The organism is Bacillus sp. Leaf49, assembly GCF_001426125.1.
Taxonomy (GTDB): domain Bacteria; phylum Bacillota; class Bacilli; order Bacillales; family Bacillaceae; genus Bacillus; species Bacillus altitudinis.
Genome location: NZ_LMRK01000002.1, coordinates 57,536 through 82,084, shown reverse-complemented (window position 1 = coordinate 82,084; position 24,549 = coordinate 57,536). Strand labels below are relative to the sequence as shown.

At 43.1% G+C, this 24,549-nt stretch carries 22 protein-coding genes; 20 read left to right on the top strand and 2 right to left on the bottom strand.

All coding sequences use genetic code 11. The features are described 5' to 3' along the window. Positions 1–14 precede the first annotated feature (14 nt). From ASG46_RS03070 to ASG46_RS03005, 14 genes are all read left to right on the top strand, one after another. Complete coding sequence (locus ASG46_RS03070) at positions 15–596, top strand: TerD family protein (RefSeq protein ID WP_008342133.1); 582 nt, start codon at positions 15–17, stop codon at positions 594–596. A 41-nt stretch (positions 597–637) separates the two neighbouring features. Beyond that, on the top strand, positions 638–1,216 hold the full coding sequence (locus ASG46_RS03065; RefSeq protein WP_007498343.1) for a TerD family protein: 579 nt from the start codon (positions 638–640) through the stop codon (positions 1,214–1,216). A 140-nt stretch (positions 1,217–1,356) separates the two neighbouring features. Then, a complete protein-coding gene (locus tag ASG46_RS03060; RefSeq protein WP_008342130.1) occupies positions 1,357–2,136 on the top strand; it encodes a TerC family protein in 780 nt (259 codons plus the stop codon). 82 nt (positions 2,137–2,218) lie between these two features. After that, positions 2,219–3,412 (top strand): HpcH/HpaI aldolase/citrate lyase family protein, encoded by a 1,194-nt coding sequence (locus ASG46_RS03055; RefSeq protein WP_056703062.1) that lies wholly within the window; start codon positions 2,219–2,221, stop codon positions 3,410–3,412. Continuing rightward, positions 3,396–4,727 carry a phosphoribosyltransferase family protein gene (locus ASG46_RS03050; protein ID WP_056703059.1) on the top strand — a complete coding sequence of 444 codons (1,332 nt, stop codon included), beginning with the start codon at positions 3,396–3,398 and terminating at the stop codon, positions 4,725–4,727. Before ASG46_RS03055 ends, ASG46_RS03050 begins: the two co-directional genes overlap by 17 nt. After that, positions 4,720–5,829, top strand: coding sequence for a cysteine protease StiP family protein (locus ASG46_RS03045; protein ID WP_056703056.1), 1,110 nt, complete (start codon positions 4,720–4,722; stop codon positions 5,827–5,829). The genes ASG46_RS03050 and ASG46_RS03045 overlap by 8 nt, the downstream gene beginning before the upstream one ends. Beyond that, positions 5,826–6,641 carry an HAD family hydrolase gene (locus ASG46_RS03040; RefSeq protein ID WP_019743831.1) on the top strand — a complete coding sequence of 272 codons (816 nt, stop codon included), beginning with the start codon at positions 5,826–5,828 and terminating at the stop codon, positions 6,639–6,641. The genes ASG46_RS03045 and ASG46_RS03040 overlap by 4 nt, the downstream gene beginning before the upstream one ends. Positions 6,642–6,711: 70 nt before the next feature. Continuing rightward, a complete protein-coding gene (locus ASG46_RS03035) occupies positions 6,712–8,328 on the top strand; it encodes a YceG family protein (protein WP_035703101.1) in 1,617 nt (538 codons plus the stop codon). A gap of 14 nt (positions 8,329–8,342) precedes the next feature. After that, positions 8,343–9,437 carry a toxic anion resistance protein gene (locus ASG46_RS03030; RefSeq protein WP_056703053.1) on the top strand — a complete coding sequence of 365 codons (1,095 nt, stop codon included), beginning with the start codon at positions 8,343–8,345 and terminating at the stop codon, positions 9,435–9,437. A 400-nt stretch (positions 9,438–9,837) separates the two neighbouring features. Then, positions 9,838–11,103, top strand: a complete 1,266-nt coding sequence (opuAA, locus tag ASG46_RS03025) for a glycine/proline betaine ABC transporter ATP-binding protein OpuAA (RefSeq protein ID WP_041091219.1) — start codon at positions 9,838–9,840, stop codon at positions 11,101–11,103. 10 nt (positions 11,104–11,113) lie between these two features. Then, on the top strand, positions 11,114–11,959 hold the full coding sequence (gene opuAB / locus ASG46_RS03020; protein ID WP_024718999.1) for a glycine/proline betaine ABC transporter permease subunit OpuAB: 846 nt from the start codon (positions 11,114–11,116) through the stop codon (positions 11,957–11,959). Beyond that, positions 11,959–12,840, top strand: a complete 882-nt coding sequence (locus ASG46_RS03015; RefSeq protein WP_008342122.1) for a glycine betaine ABC transporter substrate-binding protein — start codon at positions 11,959–11,961, stop codon at positions 12,838–12,840. Before opuAB ends, ASG46_RS03015 begins: the two co-directional genes overlap by 1 nt. Positions 12,841–12,879: 39 nt before the next feature. Beyond that, positions 12,880–13,755 carry an alpha/beta fold hydrolase gene (locus ASG46_RS03010; protein ID WP_056703051.1) on the top strand — a complete coding sequence of 292 codons (876 nt, stop codon included), beginning with the start codon at positions 12,880–12,882 and terminating at the stop codon, positions 13,753–13,755. A gap of 85 nt (positions 13,756–13,840) precedes the next feature. Next, the gene (locus tag ASG46_RS03005; protein ID WP_007498314.1) at positions 13,841–14,563 is read left to right on the top strand and encodes an SDR family NAD(P)-dependent oxidoreductase; all 723 of its coding nucleotides are present in this window, start codon (positions 13,841–13,843) and stop codon (positions 14,561–14,563) included. A gap of 47 nt (positions 14,564–14,610) precedes the next feature. Here the strand turns inward: ASG46_RS03005 and ASG46_RS03000 are convergent, their stop codons facing one another. Beyond that, complete coding sequence (locus ASG46_RS03000; RefSeq protein ID WP_008342120.1) at positions 14,611–15,738, bottom strand: M20 peptidase aminoacylase family protein; 1,128 nt, start codon at positions 15,736–15,738, stop codon at positions 14,611–14,613. A 153-nt stretch (positions 15,739–15,891) separates the two neighbouring features. On the opposite strand from ASG46_RS03000, the gene ASG46_RS02995 reads away from it, so the two are divergent. The 3 genes from ASG46_RS02995 (at position 15,892) to ASG46_RS02985 (ending at position 20,153) form a co-directional block, all read left to right on the top strand. Continuing rightward, positions 15,892–17,322 (top strand): YfcC family protein, encoded by a 1,431-nt coding sequence (locus tag ASG46_RS02995; protein ID WP_007498311.1) that lies wholly within the window; start codon positions 15,892–15,894, stop codon positions 17,320–17,322. Between the two features lie 217 nt (positions 17,323–17,539). Continuing rightward, positions 17,540–18,487 (top strand): L-lactate dehydrogenase, encoded by a 948-nt coding sequence (locus ASG46_RS02990; RefSeq protein WP_007498309.1) that lies wholly within the window; start codon positions 17,540–17,542, stop codon positions 18,485–18,487. A 43-nt stretch (positions 18,488–18,530) separates the two neighbouring features. Further along, a complete protein-coding gene (locus ASG46_RS02985) occupies positions 18,531–20,153 on the top strand; it encodes an L-lactate permease (RefSeq protein WP_056703048.1) in 1,623 nt (540 codons plus the stop codon). A gap of 41 nt (positions 20,154–20,194) precedes the next feature. Here the strand turns inward: ASG46_RS02985 and ASG46_RS02980 are convergent, their stop codons facing one another. Beyond that, a complete protein-coding gene (locus tag ASG46_RS02980) occupies positions 20,195–21,184 on the bottom strand; it encodes a LacI family DNA-binding transcriptional regulator (protein ID WP_017366563.1) in 990 nt (329 codons plus the stop codon). A 109-nt stretch (positions 21,185–21,293) separates the two neighbouring features. On the opposite strand from ASG46_RS02980, the gene ASG46_RS02975 reads away from it, so the two are divergent. From ASG46_RS02975 to ASG46_RS02965, 3 genes are read left to right on the top strand one after another with little or no spacing between them, the layout of a single operon-like run. After that, positions 21,294–22,619 (top strand): DegT/DnrJ/EryC1/StrS family aminotransferase, encoded by a 1,326-nt coding sequence (locus ASG46_RS02975; protein ID WP_056703045.1) that lies wholly within the window; start codon positions 21,294–21,296, stop codon positions 22,617–22,619. After that, on the top strand, positions 22,594–23,460 hold the full coding sequence (locus ASG46_RS02970) for an HAD-IIB family hydrolase (protein ID WP_024718989.1): 867 nt from the start codon (positions 22,594–22,596) through the stop codon (positions 23,458–23,460). Before ASG46_RS02975 ends, ASG46_RS02970 begins: the two co-directional genes overlap by 26 nt. Further along, positions 23,457–24,503, top strand: a complete 1,047-nt coding sequence (locus ASG46_RS02965; protein ID WP_056703041.1) for a Gfo/Idh/MocA family protein — start codon at positions 23,457–23,459, stop codon at positions 24,501–24,503. Before ASG46_RS02970 ends, ASG46_RS02965 begins: the two co-directional genes overlap by 4 nt. The last annotated feature ends 46 nt before the right edge of the window (positions 24,504–24,549 follow it).

The window sequence follows — 24,549 nt, the reverse complement described above, 5'->3', positions numbered from 1 at the left end:
GGGAGAGGTTCCTAGTGGGAATTTCTTTAGCGAAAGGTCAAAAAATTGATTTAACAAAAACGAATCCAGGTTTAACAAAAGTAGTCGTAGGTCTTGGCTGGGATGTAAACAAGTATGATGGCGGACATGACTTTGATCTAGACGCAAGCGTATTCCTTTTAGATGCAGCAGGGAAAGCAAACTCTCCATCTGACTTTGTCTTCTACAATCAAACAACTGGCGGTGGCGGAAGTATCGTACATACAGGCGATAACCGTACAGGTGAAGGAGACGGAGATGACGAGCAGGTCAATGTTGATCTTTCAACTGTACCAGCAAGTATTGAGAAAATCTCCTTCGTCATTACAATCCATGATGCAGAAGCACGCAGCCAAAACTTTGGACAGGTGTCTAACGCTTACGTCCGTATTTTAAATGCGGCATCAAATGAAGAGCTCATTCGCTATGATTTGGCGGAAGACTTTTCAATTGAAACAGCGATTATTGTAGGTGAATTATACCGTCATGGCGGAGAGTGGAAATTCTCAGCTGTTGGATCAGGTTATCAAGGCGGACTTGCCCGCATTGCAACAGACTTCGGCTTAGATATCGGGTAACGCCCGTTTTCATATTTTCAGAAGATAGGAGAGATACGAATATGGCGATTCAACTTTCAAAAGGACAACGTGTCGATTTAACGAAAACCAATCCAGGGCTGACAAAAGTGATGATCGGACTTGGCTGGGATACGAATAAATATTCAGGCGGAGCCGAATTTGATTTGGACGCTTCGGCTTTCTTAGTAGATGCAAACAATCGTTGTCAACAAGATACAGACTTTGTGTTCTATAATAATCTGCAGCATCCAAGCGGCAGTGTCACTCATACCGGTGATAACCGTACGGGTGAAGGAGATGGAGATGACGAGCAAATTCTCGTTGATTTCTCGAAAATTCCTGCTAACATTGATCGTATCGGAATTACAGTGACGATTCATGATGCAGAGGCACGCAGCCAGAATTTTGGACAAGTCTCTAATGCATTTGTTCGTGTTGTAAATGAAGAGGGCGGGGAAGAATTGATTCGTTTTGATTTAGGGGAGGACTTCTCAATTGAAACAGCTGTCGTCGTATGCGAACTATACAGACACGGCAGCGATTGGAAGTTTAACGCAATCGGAAGCGGATTCTCTGGCGGACTTGCAGCTCTTTGTCAAAATTATGGGTTAGAAGTGTAAAGAGAAGAAACAACTTCATTCAAGAGGCGCTGCCAATGACTCATATGAGGGTATTTTCCAAAGTGAGAAAGAAACAGCGATCAAGAATAACAGCAGGCGAAAGCCTGCTGATGCTTCTACACTTATAGGAGGAAAACCAGTTGGACATTTTGAAACATATGTTGGACACGTATGCCTCGTTTTTTGATTGGCATATGTGGGCAGAGGTATTAACAGACCCTGTCTCTTGGGGGCTTATTGGGACCCTTGTCGTGCTTGAAGGTTTGTTGTCAGCGGATAACGCACTTGTATTAGCTGTTATGGTGAAACATTTACCTGAAAAGCAGCGTAAAAAGGCATTAACCTACGGATTAATTGGCGCTTATTTCTTCCGTTTTCTATTCATTGGCGTAGGGATGCTGCTTATTAAGTTTTGGTGGATTAAGGTTCTAGGCGCTGCATACTTAGCTTGGCTGGTCATTAAGCACTTCTGGTTAGGTGACGGAGATGACGAAGCGAAGGAATTGAAAAAAGAAGGCTGGATGATTCGTGTATTTGGCGTCTTCTGGGCAACTGTTATTTCTGTAGAAATTATGGACCTTGCCTTCTCGGTAGATAGTATTCTTGCTGCATTCGCTGTATCTGAGGAAGTATGGATTCTTCTTTTAGGTGGAATGCTTGGAATTCTCATGATGCGTACAGTGGCACAATTATTCCTTGTACTCATCGACCGTATACCTGAGCTTGAGAATACGGCATTTATTCTCATTGGAATTATTGCCATCAAAATGGGCTTAAGTGCTGCTCATATTGAAATCCCGCATCTCGCATTCTTTGCGATTATTATCCTAGCGTTTATCGGAACGTTTATTGTTCATAAAATCAATAAGAAGAAGCATCAAGGTGTAACAAACGAAGCTGCGGCTTCAAAAGAAGAATAGGACGATCAAAAAGGAATGGAGTTGACTAGCGGCTCCATCCTTTTTTGAATCATCAAGTCATTACAACAGGAGGTGGCACTGCATGCGATATTTTCGTTTTTTATCAGAGACGAGGCAGCACGATATTTTTTTTAAGCGGCCGGCGGCAGTTCATTCATTGACGCCAAGGCATGTACTTGCGCATGCATTAGGTGCTACTTTGTATATGCCTGCGACAAGACAGGATGTAGCAGACATGCTGCTTTCGCAGAAATATGAAGCGCTTTGCTCTGTTGTGTTTTGCTTGGAGGACGCCATTGGTGATCAGGAAGTGGACATGGCTGAACAGAATATAGTGGCACAATTGACCTGCCTTTCTGAGACAATTCATCACTCTCCAGAAATAGCTGAGCATTTGCCGCTTTTATTTATTCGGGTTCGTTCGCCCAAACAGCTGCTCAAAATGGCAGATTTGCTCGGCCCCTCTCTTCATTTACTGACTGGTTTTGTGTTTCCAAAGTGCTCCGTTCACAATGCAAAGGAATATGTGGACAGTTTGAAACAGGCTTCAGCACAAACTCAGAAAACACTATACGGAATGCCCATTTTAGAAACACCAGATTTATTAGAAAAAGAAACGAGATATCAGGTGTTGTCTGAGTTAAAGCAGATCATGCTGAATGATGAGGAATATATTTTGAATATTCGCATTGGGGCAACGGATCTGTGTGGATTATACGGCATTCGCCGTGATCGCGAGACCACCATTTATGAGATCAGAGTCATTTCTGAGTTGATCACAGATATCATCAATTATTTTGGTCGTTCATTTGTGATATCAGGTGCTGTATGGGAGCATTTTGGACCGGCACGAAAAGAACAAAATCCATTCATCCGTGCAATTTCTAAGAGCGGTGAATCTTCCTCATCTGAACTCGATCATATGCAAGGTCTGCTCAAAGAGACAAAGCTGGATGTGGTAAACGGTATTCATGGCAAGACAGTCATCCATCCAACACATCTCAAGCCAGTTCAAAGCATGTACGTTGTCACAAAGGAAGAGTACATGGATGCATTAAGTATTTTAGAGCATGCAGATGGTACAGTCGGCGTGATGAAGAGTACCTTTTCTAATAAAATGAACGAAACGAAGCCGCACTATCGCTGGGCGGAAAACATTTTAATGAAGTCAGACATTTACGGGGTGTTTCATGAAAATAGAAGCTATATCGACATACTCACAGAATCAGAAGCCGCATACGCTGAACATCTTGGAACATATGGAGGTGGAGCTTAACCTCAAAGAGGGTACGCTTCAGCTTGAAAAAGAACATCTTTTTGACATGGCGGCACGGGTGAACAAAAAGAGAGCCTTTTTATTTGTTAGCAAGGTGCTCGGGAAACATATGCCTGTTCACCCGTTGAAACCACTCCTCGTCTCAGGTCTTTTGGCAATGGCTTATGCAAAAGAACAAACAGGCAAGACGCCCCCGCATCAAGACGATGTAGTAGAAGCACTAAAAACGAATGATCATGTTAAGTTAACTGAAGCCTATGCTGCGCTCAAAAAAGAGAAGCTTTCGGTGGTAAACGAGCCGATTGTGATTGGCTTTGCTGAAACGGCAACAGCGCTTGGTCATGGTGTGTATGACGTCATAGAAGGAGCATCTTACATTCATACGACACGTGAACAGCTGTTGGATCTTGATCCTTCACTCGTATTTGAAGAGGAACATTCTCATGCGACAGATCAGCTTTGCTACGCAGACGACGCCTTACTTCGGACGGATCGCCCGATTGTGCTAGTAGATGATGAGGTCACGACAGGCCGGACAAATATGAATATCATTCGGGATCTGCACGCAAAGCACCCTAGATCCTCTTATACGATTCTATCCATTTTAGATTGGAGAACAGAGGAGCACGAGGAAGCGATGCTTCAGCTGCAAGAGGAGCTAGGGGTAAATATCACATCATTATCTTTATTAAAAGGGCAGATGATGTTTCGGGGGACAACGCTGGATGAACCTGCTTATTCGTATGAAATTGCTGCGCAAGAGAAAAGACCTGAACTCTCTTTTCATTCTCTTCAATCCTTCTTTAAGCAAGTGCCATATTCACTTTCCCATGCAGTCAATCCGGCGGGGCATTCGCCGTATATCCATGAAACAGGTCGTTTCGGTTTAAGCGCAGCGGAAACGGACACCATTGATCAAGCAGTTGCTGAGGCTGGGCTGAAGCTCCAGCAAGAACGAAAAGGAAAACAGACACTCTGCTTAGGAACAGGAGAATTGATGTATGTGCCGATGAGACTTGCAGCTCATATGGGCGAAGGTGTCCTTTTTCATTCGACGACAAGAAGTCCGATTCATCCGGTTGAAAAGGAAGGGTACGCTGTTCAAAACGGATTCGCATTTTTGAGTCCAGAGGATGCCCGCATTCAGCACTACGTGTACAATATCCCTAAAGATCAGTACGATGATGTCTTTTTGTTTTTTGAGAAAAAGGTGTCTCAAGAAGCTTTGATGCCGCTGATCCACTTATTTGCCGAGCGGCATGTGAAGCATGTGCATATTGTGACTTTATCAGATGAGGTGAAGGTGAATGGCTAACGTGTATACAAAGATGGGAAGCTATCCAGAGCAGGACGTAACCTTCTTACTCAAGGATTTATCATCGATTGAGATGGAGAAAAGTACAGAAGAGCGGGAGCGCTCTATTCAAAGCGGTGCCCATTACTCAGAAATGCTACCAATTGAATACAAGCCGACGGCATCTTATATGGACTTATTCTATCAATCTCTTGAAGAAAGTAAGCAAAAGGTTGCGGAAGCCGTAGCGGTTGTCGCAGAACAAATTGTGAAAAAGCGAGGATTTCAAACCGTTCTGTGCAGCTTGGCACGGGCCGGGACACCAATCGGGGTGCTCATTAAACGGTATATCAGAAAGACGTATGGTCTCGATTTGCCGCATTATAGCATCTCTATTATTCGTGACCGTGGAATAGATGAGAATGCGCTGCATTATATCCTCAAAGAACATCCAGGTTTTGAGATTGCCTTTATTGACGGTTGGACTGGAAAGGGTGCTATTTCCAAAGAGCTTCAAAAAGCGGTGCTTGATTTTGAACAGAAATATGGAATTCGTCTTTCGAGTGAGCTGGCTGTGCTTGCTGATCCTGGTTATTGTACGAGTGTTTATGGAACGAGAGAGGATTTCCTCATTCCAAGTGCCTGCTTGAATTCAACGGTCTCTGGCCTAGTTAGTCGAACGGTGCTAAACAACCGCTGGATCCATGCCGATGATTTCCATGGGGCCAAGTATTATGAAGAGCTCATTGATGAGGATGTCTCTAATTTGTATGTCAATACAATTGAAGAAGCGTTTTCTGAACTTGATGCAAATGTAAAAGAGAAAGCAGAGACCCTTCTCGCACAAGGAACGCCTCCTGACTGGCGTGGGATGACATCCATTGAAGCAATTGGTCAGGAGTTTAAAATAGACAATACACATCTGATTAAGCCGGGCGTCGGTGAGACGACCCGTGTGCTGCTCAGAAGAGTTCCTTGGAAAATACTCATTCAGCCAGGATCTCGGGAAAAGCTCAAGCACATTTTACTACTCGCAGAGGACAGAGGCGTGCCCGTGATTGAATATGCCAACATGTCCTACACATGCTGTGGGCTCATCCGCCCGTTGGAGCAATCGTCATGAAGAACATGGCATTTGCCAGTGACTTAGACCGGACACTGATATACTCACATCGAATGCTGGAGCAGTATGCATACAAGGGAGCATACGAATTAATTGAGGTGCTGGACGACCGGCCGCTTTCCTATGTGTCGATTGAAACGAAAGCATCCTTACAGGCAATTCATCAAGCAGGCTGGTTTATCCCAGTGACGACAAGAACGACAGCACAATTTGAACGAATCACTCTCTTTCAGCAAGAGATCAAACCAGAGTATGCCGTCACGACAAACGGCGGCTGTATCCTTCATCATGGCAAGCCGCTTGAGGAGTGGCAGGCGATTGTAGATGAGAGACTGCAAGAGTGTATGCCGGTGAGAGATATGCTGCGGGCGATCTCTGAACTTCCGGTTGCCGCTTGGGTGAAACGTACTCGAACAGCTGAGGGAAGATTTCTTTATTTGATTATGAAAGACGAGTTTCTTTCTCATATTCCGCTTGCTGAATTAAGGCTGTGGGGTGAGGAGAGAGGCTGGCAAGTTTCCCTTCAAGGCCGAAAGCTGTATTTTATTCCAAAGCCGCTCAATAAGTGGGCTGCTGTTGCTTTTCTAAAAGAAAGGCTACACCTTGAATATGTATATGGTGCGGGCGACTCCTTGTTAGATGTTGATCTCATACGTCAAGCGGATAAAGGCTTCGCTCCGAGTCATGGGGAAGTCTTAGATTTTGATCTATCGCTTGAACCGACGACAGCCTCTGGCATGGCGGCGGCAGACGAAATCGCCGCTTCTGTCGCAAAGAAGATGAACACGGCAAAAAAGCCTTCGATTCGATAGCAGAAGTAGAAGGCTGAATGATATGATAGTAGTAGCTTTCGAGAAAATATAGGAGAAAGGAAGGAGCGGCGTGAGCTATAAAGAAATCAACGTAACCCAGACACGGGCGAAACAGGAAGCCTGGAAAAACCTGCTGAAAAAGCCGCTCCCTGAACGAGACGGCTACGTCAAGGACGAGCACACCTTATCCTTGCCGCGTCTCGCTGCCCGCGTCCTTGGAACTCCGCATGATGCAACCGATTATTTTATTTATTTACATGAATTATACGAAACTGACGGCATGCATATTTTAAGTGAAACCCTCAACCGGCATATTGAGCCGGAACACTTTCAAGCGCTCCAGCGGATTCATATGATCAATCAGGAAGAAAAGGGATTGTCCGTGAATCGATTTGTGGCTTTCTTAGATGGTGAACAGCTCATTGTCCGTCATCCAAACCCAGTGATGAACCGGCATATTCGCCTTTCGTTAATCCAGGTGTTTGAACATTTCAAGCAGCTGCATGAAGGGGGATTCCAGCATCCTGATTTCCGCCGTGTGCTGCTAGATGTAGTGAAGTTTTCAAATAATCATCTAGGACCATGGCTGAAGGAAGGAAATTTGGAAGAAAAAATGCCAGCTGTCATTTGGTATGGAGAGGCGAATAAAAGTCAGCTTTATTTTCTTTACTATGTCATGCTGATTGGCTGTGATGTGGTGCTGTTTCATCCAGAAGGCAAGGATCAATTTCGTGAATTAGATCCAGAAGAAAAGCTGACTTTTATTGATCAGTATCCAGGGACGTCAAAGCTTGAACCGTTCCCTACTGAAAAGCCTGAGAGGAAATCAACGGTGGCGTACCGTTCGACAAGAGAGCTTGAAGAGGTACTTCACACAGAAGATTCCATGCTGTATAAGCCATGGCAATTCAGAGATCATACCCCTCATTCTATTACGCTAAAGACAACGTATGATGAGCTGTTTTTAATTGCGAAGGAACGGTCGTTTATCCGCCCGAATTTCAAAGCAGACCGTGACACCATACAGATTCCGAATCTTTTTGCGAAGATGATGGGGGTGACGAGAGACAAGCGAGAATATTGGGACCGTATCCATACGCTAATGGAGGGGAAAGAAACGAAAACGATCCGTCATTTCCCTTTCACACAAGAAGTGTCTTCGAATTATCAATTTCATTATCAGCATGCACTCTCTAAAGCAGGAGAGGTTGACCCTGATTTGTTAATGAAAAGCAATGTGTGGCAGTTCTCGCATTTGTATGAGGGCACGCAGCGTGCGATCGCAGAGGCCATTTCTCGCATTTGTCAGCATCCGAAGCTGTTAAAAGAAGGCCATGAGACCGAATTAGATGTGCGTATTTATTTATTCAAGCAGCTTTTGCATATGAACCAAGATGTAATTGAACTCATTCAAACCTTTGATTATGCCCAGACTGTACCGAAAGTGATTTTATACCATACGGAATATAATGGTGAGCTGACTCGTTCTGATGCGGCTGCCCTGATTTTCCTAAATGAAATGGGTGTGGATCTCTTCGTCTATCATCCCGCCGGCTATCAGTGTATAGAGCGGTATATAGACGATCAATTATTTGATACACATTGGCTTGATGAAATGGTCATGAACCAAGAGTTTAAAGAGCCGTCCATTGTGAGAAAGTTATTTCAATCCATTAAAAACCGATAAGGAGATCAAAGCTTATGACAAATACAAACGGAAATGACATCATTTCAATTGATAAAGAGGAAATCACGATTGAAAAGGCAGACGATATTCGTGTTCAGCTACGCAATGAACCAGAAGTCCAAAACATTGCGAGACAGATTGATGCCAAAAATCAGCTTGAACTGCTTGAATACGGAAAACAGCCGGCTGTCGAAATCTCTAAGTTTTCTGACCGTATTCTCTCTATGATGCGTTCAACAAGTGTCACAGACTCAGGAACGATGCTTACACAGCTTGGAAAAATTATGGATCGTTTTGATAAAGATGATTTTGACGAGCCAAAGGGTGGTTTGTTATCAAAAATCTTTAAACGCGGCGGCAGCATGATCGAGAAGATTTTCAGTAAATATCAAACGCTCGGTGCAGAAATTGAAAAAATCAATGTGGAAATCAGTAAATACAAAGATGAAATGACCAAATCGACGGTTACGCTTGAAGAAATGTATGAGCATAACATTCAATACTATATGGAGCTTGAAAAGTATGTCGTCGCAGGGCAAATGAAGATCGAAGAATTAAAACAATTGGTTCCTTCTTATGAAGAAAAAGCGGCGGGGGGAAACCAGCTGGCACAAATGGAGCTAGATACGCTTCGTAATGGGATTCAAGCGCTTGAAGAGCGTGTATATGATCTTGATATGGCACGGATGGTGGCACTTCAAACAGCACCGCAAATCCGTTTGCTGCAGCGTGGTAATACGAAATTAATCGGGAAAATTAACTCTGCCTTCATCATTACGATTCCAATTTTCAAAAATGGAATCATTCAAGCGGTAACAGCGAAGAGACAAAAGCTTGTGGCTGATTCCATGAGTGAGCTGGACAGAAGAACGAATGAAATGCTGAAACGAAATGCTGAAAATATCTCAAGTCAAAGTGTTGAGATTGCTAAATTATCAGGTCGTCCAAGCATCGACATTGAAACGATCGAATCATCCTTTAATACGATTGTACAAGGGATGAAAGAGACGAAGCAGATTGAAGAAGAAAACAAACGATTACGTGAGGACGGAACAAAACGTATGCTTGAACTTCAAGATAATATTAAGAGAGCTGCCCTAGAGTCCTAAAAAAACAGGCTGTCTGTAACGAAAGTTGCAGGCAGTTTTTTCATGAATTTGATTAAAATTTGAGAAAAAAGGTTTTTATGTGACCTTTTTCGGGTAAATCCTGTTCAGGGGCATGGTTCACCTATGAAAGAAAAAGCCCGCTATCACAAGGATTCGACTTATTTTTTAGCACAATAAGGAATTTCCAGTAAAATATTGTCTGGTGAGAGAAAATACCCCGTAAAATATGTAGTTTATGAAGCATTCTATAGGATTTACGAGTAATACGGCGTATAAACTGTAATCACCAGACCTCTATATGGAATTCATACATATTGTACGGAAATAAGCGAATTCTAAAGATTGTTCGCATCATAACGCTTATGTTACGGTTATAAAGATGCTAATTTGGAGGGAAAAAATGAATTCTGAAGAGAGAAAGATCAAAATCAAGATAAATAATGTATCTAAAATTTTCGGTAAAAATGCTAAAAAAGCATCTCAAATGCTTGAAAAAGGGAAGACAAAAAGAGAAATCCTAAAAGAGACCGGCGCAACAGTTGGTGTCAATCGAGCAAATTTTGATGTGTATGACGGCGAGATATTTGTCATCATGGGGCTATCAGGGAGCGGAAAGTCCACACTTGTGCGGCTGTTAAATAGGTTAATCGAACCAACCTCCGGCGAAATTTATATTGATGGGGATATGATAACAAATATGTCAAAGGATCAATTGCGTGAAGTTAGACGGAAAAAGATCAGCATGGTCTTCCAAAACTTCGCATTGTTCCCGCATCGTACCATTCTGGAGAATACAGAATACGGACTTGAATTGCAAGGTGTAGAGAAAGAACAGCGCCGCTCTAAAGCGCTTGAATCTTTAAAGCTTGTTGGACTTGAGGGCTTTGAAGAGCAGTACCCAAATCAATTAAGTGGCGGAATGCAGCAGCGTGTTGGATTGGCACGTGCACTAGCTAATGACCCTGATATTTTGTTAATGGATGAAGCATTCAGCGCACTAGATCCATTAATTCGTAAAGACATGCAGGATGAATTGCTTGAGCTTCATACGTCTGTAGGAAAAACAATTATTTTCATCACGCATGATTTAGATGAAGCGCTTCGTATTGGCGACCGCATTGTCCTCATGAAAGACGGGAATATCGTTCAAATCGGAACACCAGAAGAAATTCTGATGAACCCATCCAATGAGTATGTTGAACGTTTCGTTGAAGATGTAGACCTTTCTAAAGTATTAACCGCTGGTCATATTATGAAACGTGCAGAAACAGTTCAGATTGATAAAGGGGCACGTGTTGCGCTCACGCTCATGAAGAACCTTGGTATTTCGTCTATCTATGCAGTAGATAAGAAAAAGCATTTATTAGGTGTTATTTCTGCACAAGCAGCGAAAAAAGCGGCAGAAACGGGTGCGTCGCTAGAAACTGTTCTTGATAAAGAATTTACGACAGTATTGGAATCAACGTATTTAACAGAGATCTTTGACGCGGTGTCTGATGCGAACATTCCAATTGCCGTTGTAGATGAGAAAAACAGAATGAAGGGTATTGTGGTCAGAGGTGCATTGATTGGTGCATTATCAGGTAATGATGAATATATCAACATGTCTTCTAACGAGCTAGAGGAAATTAAAGCACAAGAGCCTTCTGCACAGGAGGTAGAATAAGATGTTTAGTATGAGTGATTTACCTAGAATTCCGTTCGCGGATTATATCGATCAATTTGTTGACTGGTTAACATTAACCTTTGGTGGTTTCTTTGATGGCATCACAAATGGATTAGCTGGAACAGTAAATGGTATTGTAGCTGCACTTGGCGTCATTCCATCCATTATTTTAACGCTTATCTTTGCCGGCATTGCTTGGTGGATCAGTACAAGAGGAGTTGCTCTTTTCACACTTATTGGATTCTTACTGATCGACTATTTAGGCTACTGGCAGCCAATGCTGCAAACACTTGCGCTCGTTCTGACAGCTGTGGTCATTTCTATCGTGATCGGGGTTCCGATCGGTATTTGGGCATCACAGAAGGAAACGGTGCGTAAAATTGTCACACCTATTTTAGACTTAATGCAGACAATGCCTGCATTCGTATACCTTTTACCAGCGATCTTCTTCTTTAATATTGGAGTTGTTCCTGGGGTTGTGGCATCGGTTATTTTCTCTATGCCGCCAACGATTCGTATGACCATTCTTGGGATTAAACAAGTACCATCTGATTTAATTGAAGCAACAGAAGCTTTTGGTTCAACGACATTCCAGCGTTTGTTCAAAGTTCAGCTTCCACTTGCTACAAAAACCATCTTAGCTGGGATTAACCAAAGTATCATGCTTGCTCTATCCATGGTCGTCATTGCGGCAATGGTTGGTGCACCAGGACTTGGTTCGGAAGTATATAGTGCAGTAACGCAGCTGAAAACAGGGATTGGTTTTGAAGCTGGTATTGCCATTGTTATCGTAGCGATTACACTGGATCGTATTACACAAAACATTAAAACGAAAAAAACCAGGGGGAATGCTTAATGTGGAAAAAGTCTCTCTACATTGGGATGACCGCCCTGCTCGTCTTTTTACTAGCGGCTTGTGGTGCACAATCAGATTCAAATGCAAGTGCAGCACAGCAGGTCAATAAAACGATTATCGGGATTGATCCGGGTTCAGGTATTATGGCCTTAACCGATCAAGCGAAAAAGGATTACGGTTTAGAGGATTGGACGGTTGTATCTGCCTCAAGTGCAGCGATGACAGCGACATTGAAGAAATCGTATGACCGTAAAAAACCGATTATCATCACTGGCTGGAATCCTCACTGGATGTTTTCCCGCTACGATTTGAAATATTTAGATGATCCGAAAAAATCATATGGTGACGAAGAAGAAATTCACACCATTTCTCGTAAAGGATTTGCGAAGGATCAGCCGGAAGCAGCCAAAATGCTCAGTCAGTTTAAATGGTCTCAAGATGACATGGGTGAAGTGATGCTTGATATTCAGGATGGCGTCAAACCAAAGGATGCTGCTGTTAAATATGTGAAAAAGCATAAAGATCAAGTAGCGAAATGGACAAAAGGCGTGAAAAAGTCAAACGGTGACAAAATCAATCTTGCCTACGTTGCGTGGGATAGTGAGATTGCAAGTACCAATGTGGCCGCAGAGGTATTGCGTGAACTTGGCTTTAAAGTGACCTTGACTCAGGTTGAAGCGGGTCCAATGTGGACAGCAATTGCAACCGGAAGTGCTGATGCATCATTATCTGCATGGCTTCCAAATACGCATAAAACGTATGCAGCGAAGTTTAAAGGAAAATATGATGACCTCGGTACAAGTATGAAGGGTCTTCGCATGGGTCTCGTTGTTCCGACTTATATGAAAAACGTCAACTCGATCGAAGATTTGAAAAAATAGCCAATTGTATAACAGTTCCCTTATAATAGAAGGGAGCATATGGAAAAAGCAGCCTGCTCAAAAAGCGACTGCTTTTTCTTATATATAAGGATGGTGGATGAGTTGTCGATGGTGGAAAAACCAATGATGATTTTCCTGCACGGTGGAGGCGTAAGCAGCTGGATGTGGCAGGAGCATATGGAAATATTCAAGGAAACGTATGAATGCTATACCCCTGATTTTATTGGTCACGGGACAAGAGCAAATGAAACGTCGTTTTCCATGCGAGAAAGTGCTTATGAAATCATTTCATGGATAAAGGAGCATGCACATGGCCGTACAGTCATTCTAATTGGCTTCTCTCTAGGTGCACAGGTAGCCGTTGATGTGTTATCGAGAGAGCCAGACATCGCAGACATCGCCATCATCAATAGCGCCCTTGTGTTGCCATTACCATGGCTCTATTTGATGGTAAGGCCCATTTTACCTCTTACATATCCGTTATTAAAGAAAGATTGGTTCATCCAGCTGCAAGCAGAAAAGATGGGACTTCCAAACGATGTACTGGATCATTATGCAGCGGATTCCAAACAATTGCAGAAGAAGACGCTGCTTACGATGTTTCAAGAAAATCTTCATTACAAGCTCCCTGACACGTTTCAACAAGCAAAGGCACGGATTCTTGTGACAGTGGGAGAAAAGGAAAAGGGCATTATGACTAGGTCAGCAGAAAAAATCACGAATGCACACCCGAATGCAGCCGGGTTCATCGTTCCTGACATTGGACATACGTTTACTTTTGAAAAGAAAGAACTTTTTGTCGACATGATCAAAAGCTTTATAGAAGAGCGTGCGTTACCAGCGGAATTAAAGGAAATAAGGAAGCTAGGCCATTTAGAAAGTGAAGATGAGCATAAAAGGGGCAGGCATGTATAAGACACTGTATGATATAGGTATAAAACGCTTACAGATGAATTGGTGTATGGATGGAAGCTCGTAAGTGAGCCATGAAGGAGGAAGCATGAGTAAAAACTATATCATATTTGGTGCGAGTCAAGGATTAGGGGATGCCTTTGTAAAAGGTCTTCCTTCAAGTGGAGATACAGTATGGATTGTGTCACGAAGTGAACCAAGCAGTTTGAATATAGATGACGGAGTGCGTAGAATCTGGCTGAAGATCGATTTATCAAGCCAAACCCATATCCCTTTTATGCTCGAAGCATTGAAGGATCAGACAATTGATGTACTTATTTATAACGTAGGTTTATGGGAGAAACGCGGCTTTGAAGATGATTATTCTTTCGATCATGATCAACCGGAGGATATCGCTCATTTAATCAATGTGAACGTTACCTCAACGATTACCTACATTCAAGCTCTGCTTCCGCACGTAAGGACATCTGAGAATGGAAAGATCATCGTCATTGGTTCTACTGCGGGACTTGACCATACGAATTTGCCTCAGGTTTCTTTTGTTGCTTCTAAATTTGGGCTTCGTGGTATTGTGAACGCACTAAGAGAGCACGTAAGGAAAGATAAAATATCCGTTACCTGTATCAATCCAGGAGAGTTGGCGGCAGAAGTTCCGTACGAAGATGGCGCTGAAAAAGCCATTGCTCTTTATGATGAAACGAGAATACCTGTACAAGATATTGTCGAGCTGGCAAGATGTGTCATCCATCTATCAAGGGTGTCCTGTGTCAAAGAAATCAATGTCCCGGCAATGACAGATGTGAATGCGTAAAATAAAGGAGACCACCCGCTTCAGGAAAGACGGGTGGTTTTTTTATTTTACGATGAATGCTGCTGAAGTGTTTCGTATACAGCTTCCGTCAAAATCTCAATGCCGGTAAAAATCGCAGAGCGATCGAATGTCATATAAGGGTGATGAAGCCCAGGTTTTAAATCACAGCCTAAACCGAGCATCGTCGATTTAATATGAGGAACCTTTGCTGCATAAAAATGAAAGTCCTCTCCGCCTGTCGTCACGATCGGTGGATCGAGCTGTTCTTTGCCTAGCACTTGCTCTATGGCATGTGACATGATCTCCACAGCTTCTTCATTTAATGTCGCAGCTGGAAGACGATGATCAGTTGAAAGTGTGATAGAGGCGCCAAAAGCATCTGCTACAGAATGGCATGCTCTTTCAATTTCCTTTTCTAATTCATCCATCACTTCGTTTGTCTGTGCCCGAACGTCGAGTGTAAAAGAGGCCTTGCCAGGTATGATGTTTGAGCTGCCGCCGCCTGCATTTAAATTGGTCATTTTCACAGAATGGGCGACTCGTGGATCGACATGGATATGCGCCAGTCTCTGCACAAGCGTAGATGCAACTTCGATGACGTTGACCCCAAGGTGCGGGCGTGCACCGTGAGCTTCCTCCCCTAGAATGGTCCCGACGTAATGATTACTTGATCCGTGCAAAATGGCAGGAGCGCAGCGTCCGTTTAAGGTTTCTTGAATTGGGCGCACATGCACCCCGTATAAATAATCGACGTCAGCTAACACACCTTTTTCGATCATCTTTAAAGCGCCGCCGCCTCTTTCTTCGGCAGGCTGAAAAATGAATCGGATCGTGCCACTCGGAAGTTCTTTTTCTTTCAATGCCATGAATGTCCCAAGTGCCATCGTCATATGAGCATCGTGTCCGCATGAATGGTTGGCTTGAAATACGCCATCTACTTCCTGCCACAATGCGTCAATATCGGCTCTCACAGCAACCACTGGTGCGCCTTCCCCAATTTCACCGATTACCCCTGTACAGTCTTCAAATGTTCTCGTTTTACAGCCTGCTTTCTTTAATAGATCTTCAATATAAGCCGTCGTATTTGTCTCTTCCCAGCTGATTTCTGGATGGGCGTGCAGATGTTCAAAGATGTCTGTCACGGTTTGTTTCATCTCGTTTGTCAAAGTTGTCATGAGAAGCCTCCTTGCTGACAGATAATCTGCCAAAACATTCTTTTAGTGAAATAATATTGATCTTAAATATCATCAGTGTTTATAATATAACACATCATTTGATTATTCAGAAAATTAAGTGAAATTCCGATCGGGACAAAGGGGTTTTGACAGATGAAAACAGCGACAGTATCAGCACCTGAGAAACAAAAAAGAAAACTTCAGATGCCGGATGCATATGTACTCTTATTTATGATTGCTTTAATTTGTACGATCGCAACGTATTTTGTACCAGCCGGTGAATTTGATCGGAAAACGTCAGGAGAGATCACAACAGCTGTTCCTGGCAGTTATCACCGTATTGATCAATCACCAGTTAGTCCGGTTGGTTTTTTTACAGCGATTCAAGAAGGGATGGTTGGTTCATCCTCTATTATTTTTCTGATTCTTTTTACTGGCGGAACCATTGCAATTTTGGAAAAGACAGGTGCCATTAATGGGATGATTCACAATGTCATCAGCCGGTTCCAAACGAAACAGCTATTGTTTATTTGTATTGTTGGCGGATTGTTTTCTGTACTTGGGACGACCGGAATTGTGGTGAACTCAGTCATTGGCTTTATTCCTATTGGGATTATTGTGGCACGTTCTTTAAAGTGGGATGCAGTGGCGGGAGCGGCGGTTATTTACATCGGCTGTTATGCAGGTTTTAACGCAACCATTTTGTCTCCATCTCCTTTAGGTTTATCACAAACGATTGCAGAATTGCCGATTTTTTCTGGTATTGGGCTGCGTGTCATCATTTATCTTTGTTTTCTCCTATCTAGTATTGTGTACATCTATTTATATACAAAACGCTTGAAAAATAAAGAAAAGGGAAGCCTGCTTGGTGACGAGTGGTTTCCAGCTAAAGGGCTAGGAGGAGCTGATGCGGAATCTGTGGACAAGCCTGAATTCACCGGCAGACATAAGCTGATTTTAGCGGTGTGTGGTTTGTCGCTTGGGGGTTTTTTGTATGGTGCGCTTCAGCTTGGCTGGACCGATAAGGAAATGGCTGGTGTGTTTATTTTCATGGCCATTGCTGCTGGACTGCTTGGGGGATTAGCTGCCAATGATATTGCAAAAACGTTTATTGTCGGCTGTCAAAGCCTTGTATACGGCGCACTCATTGTTGGCATGGCACGCTGCATTTCAGTCATTTTGGAAAACGGCAAGCTGCTTGATACTGTGGTGAATGGGCTTGCGAGTATGCTGACAGGGTTTAGTCCAATCGCTGGTGCGATCGGCATGTATATCGCCAGTGCGCTCCTTCACTTTTTGATTTCATCAGGATCAGGAGAAGCGGTTGTCTTTATACCGATTCTTGCGCCGCTTGCTGATTTAATGGGTATCACGAGACAAGTAGCGGTAGAAGCAGTGATGCTCGGTGAAGGGGTGGTCAACTGCGTGAATCCGACTTCAGGTGTGTTGATGGCTGTCTTGGCTGCAAGTGGGATTCCATACGTGAAATGGCTGCGTTTTATGGTGCCGCTTGCGCTCATTTGGTTCGTCATCGGCCTTGTCTTTATTTGTATCGGTGTCATGATCAATTGGGGACCTTATTAAATAAGAGAGAAGCCACCAAAGAGTGTTTGGTGGCTTTTTTCTTATGAGAACATGTATGGGGACAGCGGTTTAAAACCACAATATGAGTGTTCACAAAATGGCTACATTATTTTTTTGAGCAATCCCCTTGCAAAAGTTTGTGAAGTGTTGCACAATAAGAATGTGAAATACTTCACATAAGAAAAACAACCTAGTTTTACTCAGGAGGATGAGATAAATGACAAACGAAAAAGTAAACAAAGTAGCACTTATTGGAGCAGGTTTTGTCGGCAGCAGTTATGCCTTTACATTAATAAATCAAGCAATCACAGATGAATTGGTAGTCATCGATTTGAATCAAGATAAAGCAATGGGTGACGTCATGGATTTAAACCACGGGAAAGCATTCGCCCCGCATCCTGTGAATACTTGGTATGGAGATTATGAGGATTGTCAGGATGCTGACATTGTATGTATCTGCGCTGGTGCAAACCAAAAGCCAGGTGAAACGAGACTTGATCTTGTTGAGAAAAATTTAAATATATTTAAAGGCATTGTAGACAATGTGATGAAAAGCGGATTCGATGGTATTTTCTTAGTTGCTACGAACCCAGTTGATATTTTGACATATGCGACTTGGAAATTCAGCGGACTGCCAAAAGAACGAGTGATTGGTAGTGGAACAACGCTTGATACGGCAAGATTCAGATACATGCTTAGTGAGTACTTTGAAGCAGCGGCGCACAATGTGCATGCGTACATCATTGGAGAGCATGGAGATACAGAGCTTGCTGTTTGGAGCCATGCGAATATCGGAAGTGTACCGATCACAGAATTAATGAAGAGAAATGACCAATACAAACAAGAAGATTTAGACGACATCATGGAGAATGTCCGTCATGCTGCTTACCAAATCATTGAGAAAAAAGGAGCGACTTATTACGGCGTAGCGATGAGTTTAGCCCGTATTACTAGAGCCATTTTACACAATGAAAACAGTATTTTGACTGTCAGCACTTATTTAGATGGGGAATACGGAGCAGAAGATGTCTACATTGGTGTACCTGCCCTCGTGAACCGAAATGGTGCAACAGAAGTGATGGAGCTCGCACTGAACGACACAGAAAAAGAAAAATTCGCACATAGTGTGAATGTGTTAAAAGAAATTTTAGCTCCTCATTTTTAATCAATCAAAGGCAACCTATCTGAGCAGAAAAGGATGAATCACTATGTGGCAGCAAATATATGATCCGTTTGGTAATGAGTTCGTCAGTGCATTGGTGGCCATGCTTCCAATCTTGTTTTTCCTACTTGCATTGACTGTATTTAAGTTAAAAGGGGTATTAGCCGCTTGTTTTACCTTGATCGTCAGTTTTGTAACAGCTGTTTTCTTCTTTCATATGCCAATTGAAAAAGCATTATCTGCTGTGGTGCTCGGTGTATCTAATGGGCTGTGGCCGATTGGATATATCGTCATCATGGCCGTGTGGCTCTATAAAATTGCTGTGAAGTCTGGAAAGTTTGATGTCATTCGTTCTAGTATTGCAGGAATTTCTCAAGATCAACGGTTACAGCTCTTATTAATTGGTTTTAGTTTTAACGCATTTTTAGAGGGAGCCGCTGGATTCGGTGTACCGATTGCGATTAGTGCCGCTCTTTTAACAGAGCTTGGGTTTAAACCACTAAAAGCCGCCATGCTCTGCTTGATTGCAAATGCTGCGTCTGGCGCTTTTGGTGCAGTAGGTATCCCAGTTATTACTGGAGCACAAATGGGGAATATGACGCCGCTTGAGCTGTCTCAAACCCTTGTGTACACCATTCCGTTTATTTCTTTCTGTATCCCATTTCTGCTGATTCTCATTGTAGACGGCTTTAAGGGAATCAAAGAAACACTACCAGCCTTGCTTGTTGTGAGTGGAAGCTATGCGATTCTGCAGGCTGTTACAATGGTCACGATGGGTCCTGAGCTTGCCAATATTATTTCAGCTTTAGCGAGTATGGGAATTTTGGCTTTATTTCTTCGAAAATGGCAGCCGAAACATATTTATCGTGAAGAAGGGGCACCAGCCATTGAGAAAAAACAAACGTATAGCGGGGTTGAGGTGCTGAAGGCTTGGTCTCCGTTTTATATTTTAACTGCCGTCATTACTGTATGGAGCCTACCAGCTTTTAAAGCATTATTTGCTGAGGGAGGCCCGCTTAATTGGACAACCATTTTAGTGAAAATGCCGTTTCTGCATCAGCAAATTGTGAAATTACCGCCAATTGCTCAAACAGAAACACCGATTGATGCGATTTTTAAAATTGATGTTATTAGTGCAACAGGTACCGCCATTCTAATTGCAGTGATGCTGACAGGATTGTTCAGCAGACATATTACATTAAAAGAAGGGTCTGCCTGCTTGAATGCAGCGGTCAAAGAGCTTTGGGTTCCTGTTCTTACGATTTGTTTTGTCATGGGCTTTGCCAACTTGGCGAACTTTGCAGGCCTAAGTTCTGCTATCGGACTAGCGCTTGCTAAAACAGGCGATTTATTCCCGCTTGTCAGCCCAGTGCTTGGCTGGATCGGCGTGTTTATTACGGGATCTGTTGTGAGTAACAATGCCTTATTCGGTAACCTTCAAGCAGTCACCGCTTCTCAAATCGGCTCTCAGGCAGGTTTGTTAATCGGGGCAAATACGACCGGTGGTGTGATGGCGAAATTAATTTCTCCACAATCCATTGCCATTGCAACAGCAGCTGTTGGAGAAACAGGTAAAGAATCTGAGCTCTTCCAAAAAACAGTGAAGTACAGCTTCATTTTGCTCGGCATCGTATGTATATGGACATTCATTCTTGCTCAATTTATATAGTGATTGAAAAATGGAAGACTGAGAGATTTCTCAGTCTTTTTTTATGTAGATTCTCGTGTGACAAGCCGAGTAGGTAGCTGAATATGTTCACGTTGTAATGGTTTTTGATCTTGCAACAGCTGAATCATTTGTTTGACAGACTGCTGGCCAAGCTCGACGATGGGGATGTCGATGGTCGTGATCGTTGGAGCTGTCACTTCGCAAATGTCTTGATTGTCATAACCGATCACCGCTACATCTTTAGGAATGTGATATCCATATGAAATGGCTTGTTTAATGAGGCCTGCTGCCACTTGATCATTGCCGGTGAAAATCGCATCCGGCGCATCCGGCATCCGGTGGATTAAGTCCATTAAACGAAATCCGTCTTCAATGGTAAAAGCCTCGCCGAACAGCCAATCTTCTTTAAGCGGCAAACCGTGATCAGAAAGCGCATCAAGATAGCCTTGCTTTCTTTGTTTTTGCGCTTCACTGCTTTCTGTATCAAAGCAAAATCCAATGGATGTACGCCCTGATTGAATCAAGTAGTCAACCGCTTTATAGGCAGCTTCCCGCTCATCATATCCGATAATCGGAATGTCTGCTGTTTGATGAAATTCATTTGCCATGACGATCGGGCCGTTTGCTAAAAATGGCTCGATTGTTTCCCACTTATTTTCTAACGCCCCCAATATGACACCATCTACTTCTTTTCTTTTTAATAATTGAAGCCCTTCAAGTTCTACTGATTCTTGATAAAACGTCTGAAGCACGATGGCTTTATACCCTTGATCCAGTGCTTCCTTTGAAATGCCTTTAATCAATTGTGCAAAAAAAGGATGGTCCACAGCTGGAACAGACACAGCAATGGTTTTTGTCTGATGTGACCGAAGGGTGCGGGCTGCTGAGCTTGGTGTATACTCCATTTCCTTCATCACCTGTAAAATGTGCTGGCGCTTTTCTTCGGATACATATGGATGGTTGTTCAGCACCCGAGAAACAGTGGTCGTTGAAACCCCGCAGCGTTTGGCAATTTCATAAATTGTACACATATTAACAAATCCTTTACACAAAGTTATTGTTCTGAAATCGATAACATCATTTACAATGTGAAACAAGTTAAATATTAACAAATGGAATTGATTAATTGGAGGGAATGGAATGCAAATATTGACGAAGATATCAGGTAAAAGCAAGGATTATCTACCGTTGCTGGATATGATCAATCAAGGTGTTCAAGTAAAGGCTGATTCAGTTGAAAAGAATCTAGCGAATGATAAGCTTGCTGCGTTCTTTGAGCAAGATATTGCGCGTACGGGTTTGGAAAAAATTCTCTTCCATTATAAACAAAATAAGGAAAAAAAGATACCGTTCCTGCCGGTCGATAAACTGATTTCAGAGGATGAGATCGATGATATTATGCAGGTGCTGAAAAAAGTATTAAGTTCAGGCCGTTTTACATCAGGCCCTTATATTCCAAAGTTTGAAAAGACGCTCGCAGCGTACTTAGGGAAAAAATATGTCATTGCCACATCAAGTGGAACAGATGCCTTGATGATCAGTTTAATATCAGCAGGCGTCCATCCTGGAGATGAGGTCATCCTACCTGCCAACAGCTTTGCTGCAACAGAAAATGCAGTGCTTGCGATTGGTGCGGTTCCAGTCTATGCCGATATTGATCCAGACACCTACTGCCTAGCGCCGAATGAAATAGAAAAGCATATCACAGATAAGACAGTATGTATTCTCCCGGTTCATTTGTATGGAAAGCAAGCGGATATGAAGGCCATTTCGACGATTGCGAAACGGCATGGTCTATCGATCATTGAGGATGGCTGTCAGGCGATTGGCAGCAGCGGGCTTGGGGCATTTGGGGATGGGCTTGTTCTCAGCTTTAATCCTTACAAAAACCTTGGAGTTTGCGGAAAGGCAGGAGCCATCGCGACAAATGATGAAGCCTTAGCCGAAAAATGCATGGAAATCAGCTATCACGGTTTTGAACCAGGAAAGAAAAACGTGAAGCGCAGTGACTATGGCTTTAATTCCAAGATTGATAACTTACAGGCCGCAATCGGGCTAGAACGAATGAAATATTTAGGTTTACAAAACTTTAAACGCTTTTACTTGGCAAAGAGATACATAGATCAGCTGCAAACGCTGGAAGACGAAGGCTACATAAAGCTTCCGAAGCTGACAGACGATCATGTATGGCATCTATTCCCGATCAGAGTGGTGAAGGGAAGCCGAGATGAGCTGGCAGAGAAATTACTGGAAATGGGCATAGAAACAGACGTCTATTACCCAATCTTATCGCATCAGCATCAAACGAATCTTGTTTCTCAAAAGTATAAACAAACGGCACTACCACATACGGAAAAAGCCGTACAGCAATTACTCCATTTGCCGCTTTACCCAGGTATGCCGCTGCAAGATCAGGAGAAAGTCATCGAGGGGGTCCATCATGTTATCAAATCTTCCATTCAATAAAAAGCTTGTGCATCAACCGCAACATCCGCAGTGGATCGTCTTCTGTGATTTCGATGAGACCTATTATTCTCACGGAATGACCGAGGAGCAGAGAGAGGATGTAAAACGGCTGGAAGCTTTTGTGGCAGAAAAGAGCGAAGCCGGACAGCTCATGCTGGGCTGGGTGACGGGAAGCAGCCTCGATTCTGTTACGAGCAAAATGGAGAAAGGCGGTTTCTATCAATTCCCGCATTTCATTGCGTCGAATTTAGGAACTGAAATTGTGTATACATCAGATGGGAAATTTGGACAGCCGGATGCAGAATGGATGAAACGGCTTGATGCACAGGGCTTTTCGGACGAAAAAATTGAAGATATTCTGCAAGCCGTACGTGAAAAGGGGATCACCCTTAGGCCGCAAACGCAGCTAGGCAGCTCTGGGTATAAAAAGAATTTCTATTATCAGGAGCAGGATGAACGAACAGACCTTCATCATCTATCGTTCATCCAAACACTTGCGAAGGAGCGGGGTGTGGCGGTGAACATCAACAAATGCAACCCGCTTGCGGGAGACCCGGCGGATTGCTATGACGTTGATTTTTTACCAGTTGGAACAGGAAAGGATGAAATCGTTCGGTTTATGCTGAATCAATATAACCTGTCAAAAGATAAGGGTTTTGCTTTTGGTGATAGTGGGAATGATCTGCGGATGCTTCAATCCGTCACGCACGGCTTTCTTGTCCAAAATGCAACAGCCGAAGCCAAACGGCACCATCATCAAATTTGTCATCATGGGTATGCAAAAGGAATCTATGAAACATTGAAAACAGTGATGTATAAACATGAGGAGGCACATTCATGAAGAAAATTGGAATTGTTGGAGCAGGGAATATTGCAAAAGCACATGCTAGAGCATTATCAACGATCAAAGGTGCAGAATTATCTGGGGTCTATGATTTGCACGAATCCGTCGCACAAGGATTTATTAAACAGTACGGCGGACGGGTGTATGCCAGTATCGAAACACTAGCGGATGCATCAGATGGATTGATCATTACTTCCCCTAACTTCTGTCACAAGGACCATGCCCTTCAGGCACTTAGAGCGGGACAGCCGATTTTATGCGAAAAACCGATGGCTGTATCGTTAAAAGAAGCGAAGGAAATGGTGGAGACAGCCAAACAGTTCCAGGTTCAAGCCAGTATGGGTTTTAACTATCGCTATTTATCCTTTGTGAATATTTTGAAGAACTTGATCGCCAATGGTGAATTAGGACGCGTTTTGACAGTACGGACACATTTTAAGAAAAATAGTGCCCTTAGAAGAAAGACATTTTCGTGGAGAGACAGCGGTGAAAGTCTGCGTACAAGCGGTGCATTAGGAGATTTAGGGATTCATTTGATTGATATGCTGTGGTACTTATTTGGCAGTGAAATGAAAAAAGACTCCCTTAATACGAAGATGCTGACACATGTAAAGGAAAAAGAAGAGAAAAAGGTACAGGTTGATGACCATACCGAAATTTTTGGGCAAATGGAGAATCAAGTGTTCTTTCATTTGGTGACGTCCAAAAGTACGCAGCCGGAGGAATGTGGATTTAGTGTAGAAGTGGTGGGGCATGACAAGGTTTTTAAATACCATACAAACATGAAAAATGAATATGAGATCAGTGATGGCTTGTGTGTAGAGCGTCATCAAATGCCGCAAACATTGCTGACAGATCCACCAAATGAATTTTATGGATGGTCTGATACATTTCGTGATCAGCTGATGCATTGGGTAAATACAAACTCATATCCATCTCATATGAAGGTAGCTGATTTTGAAGATGGTTATCGCGCGCAGGCTGCGCTGAATACGTGCTTCGAGAGGGAAGAGGCTGCCGTCTCTGCCCGCGCATATTAATGAAGAGGTGGAGCGGAGGATATCATGACTCCGCTCCTTTTTAGAG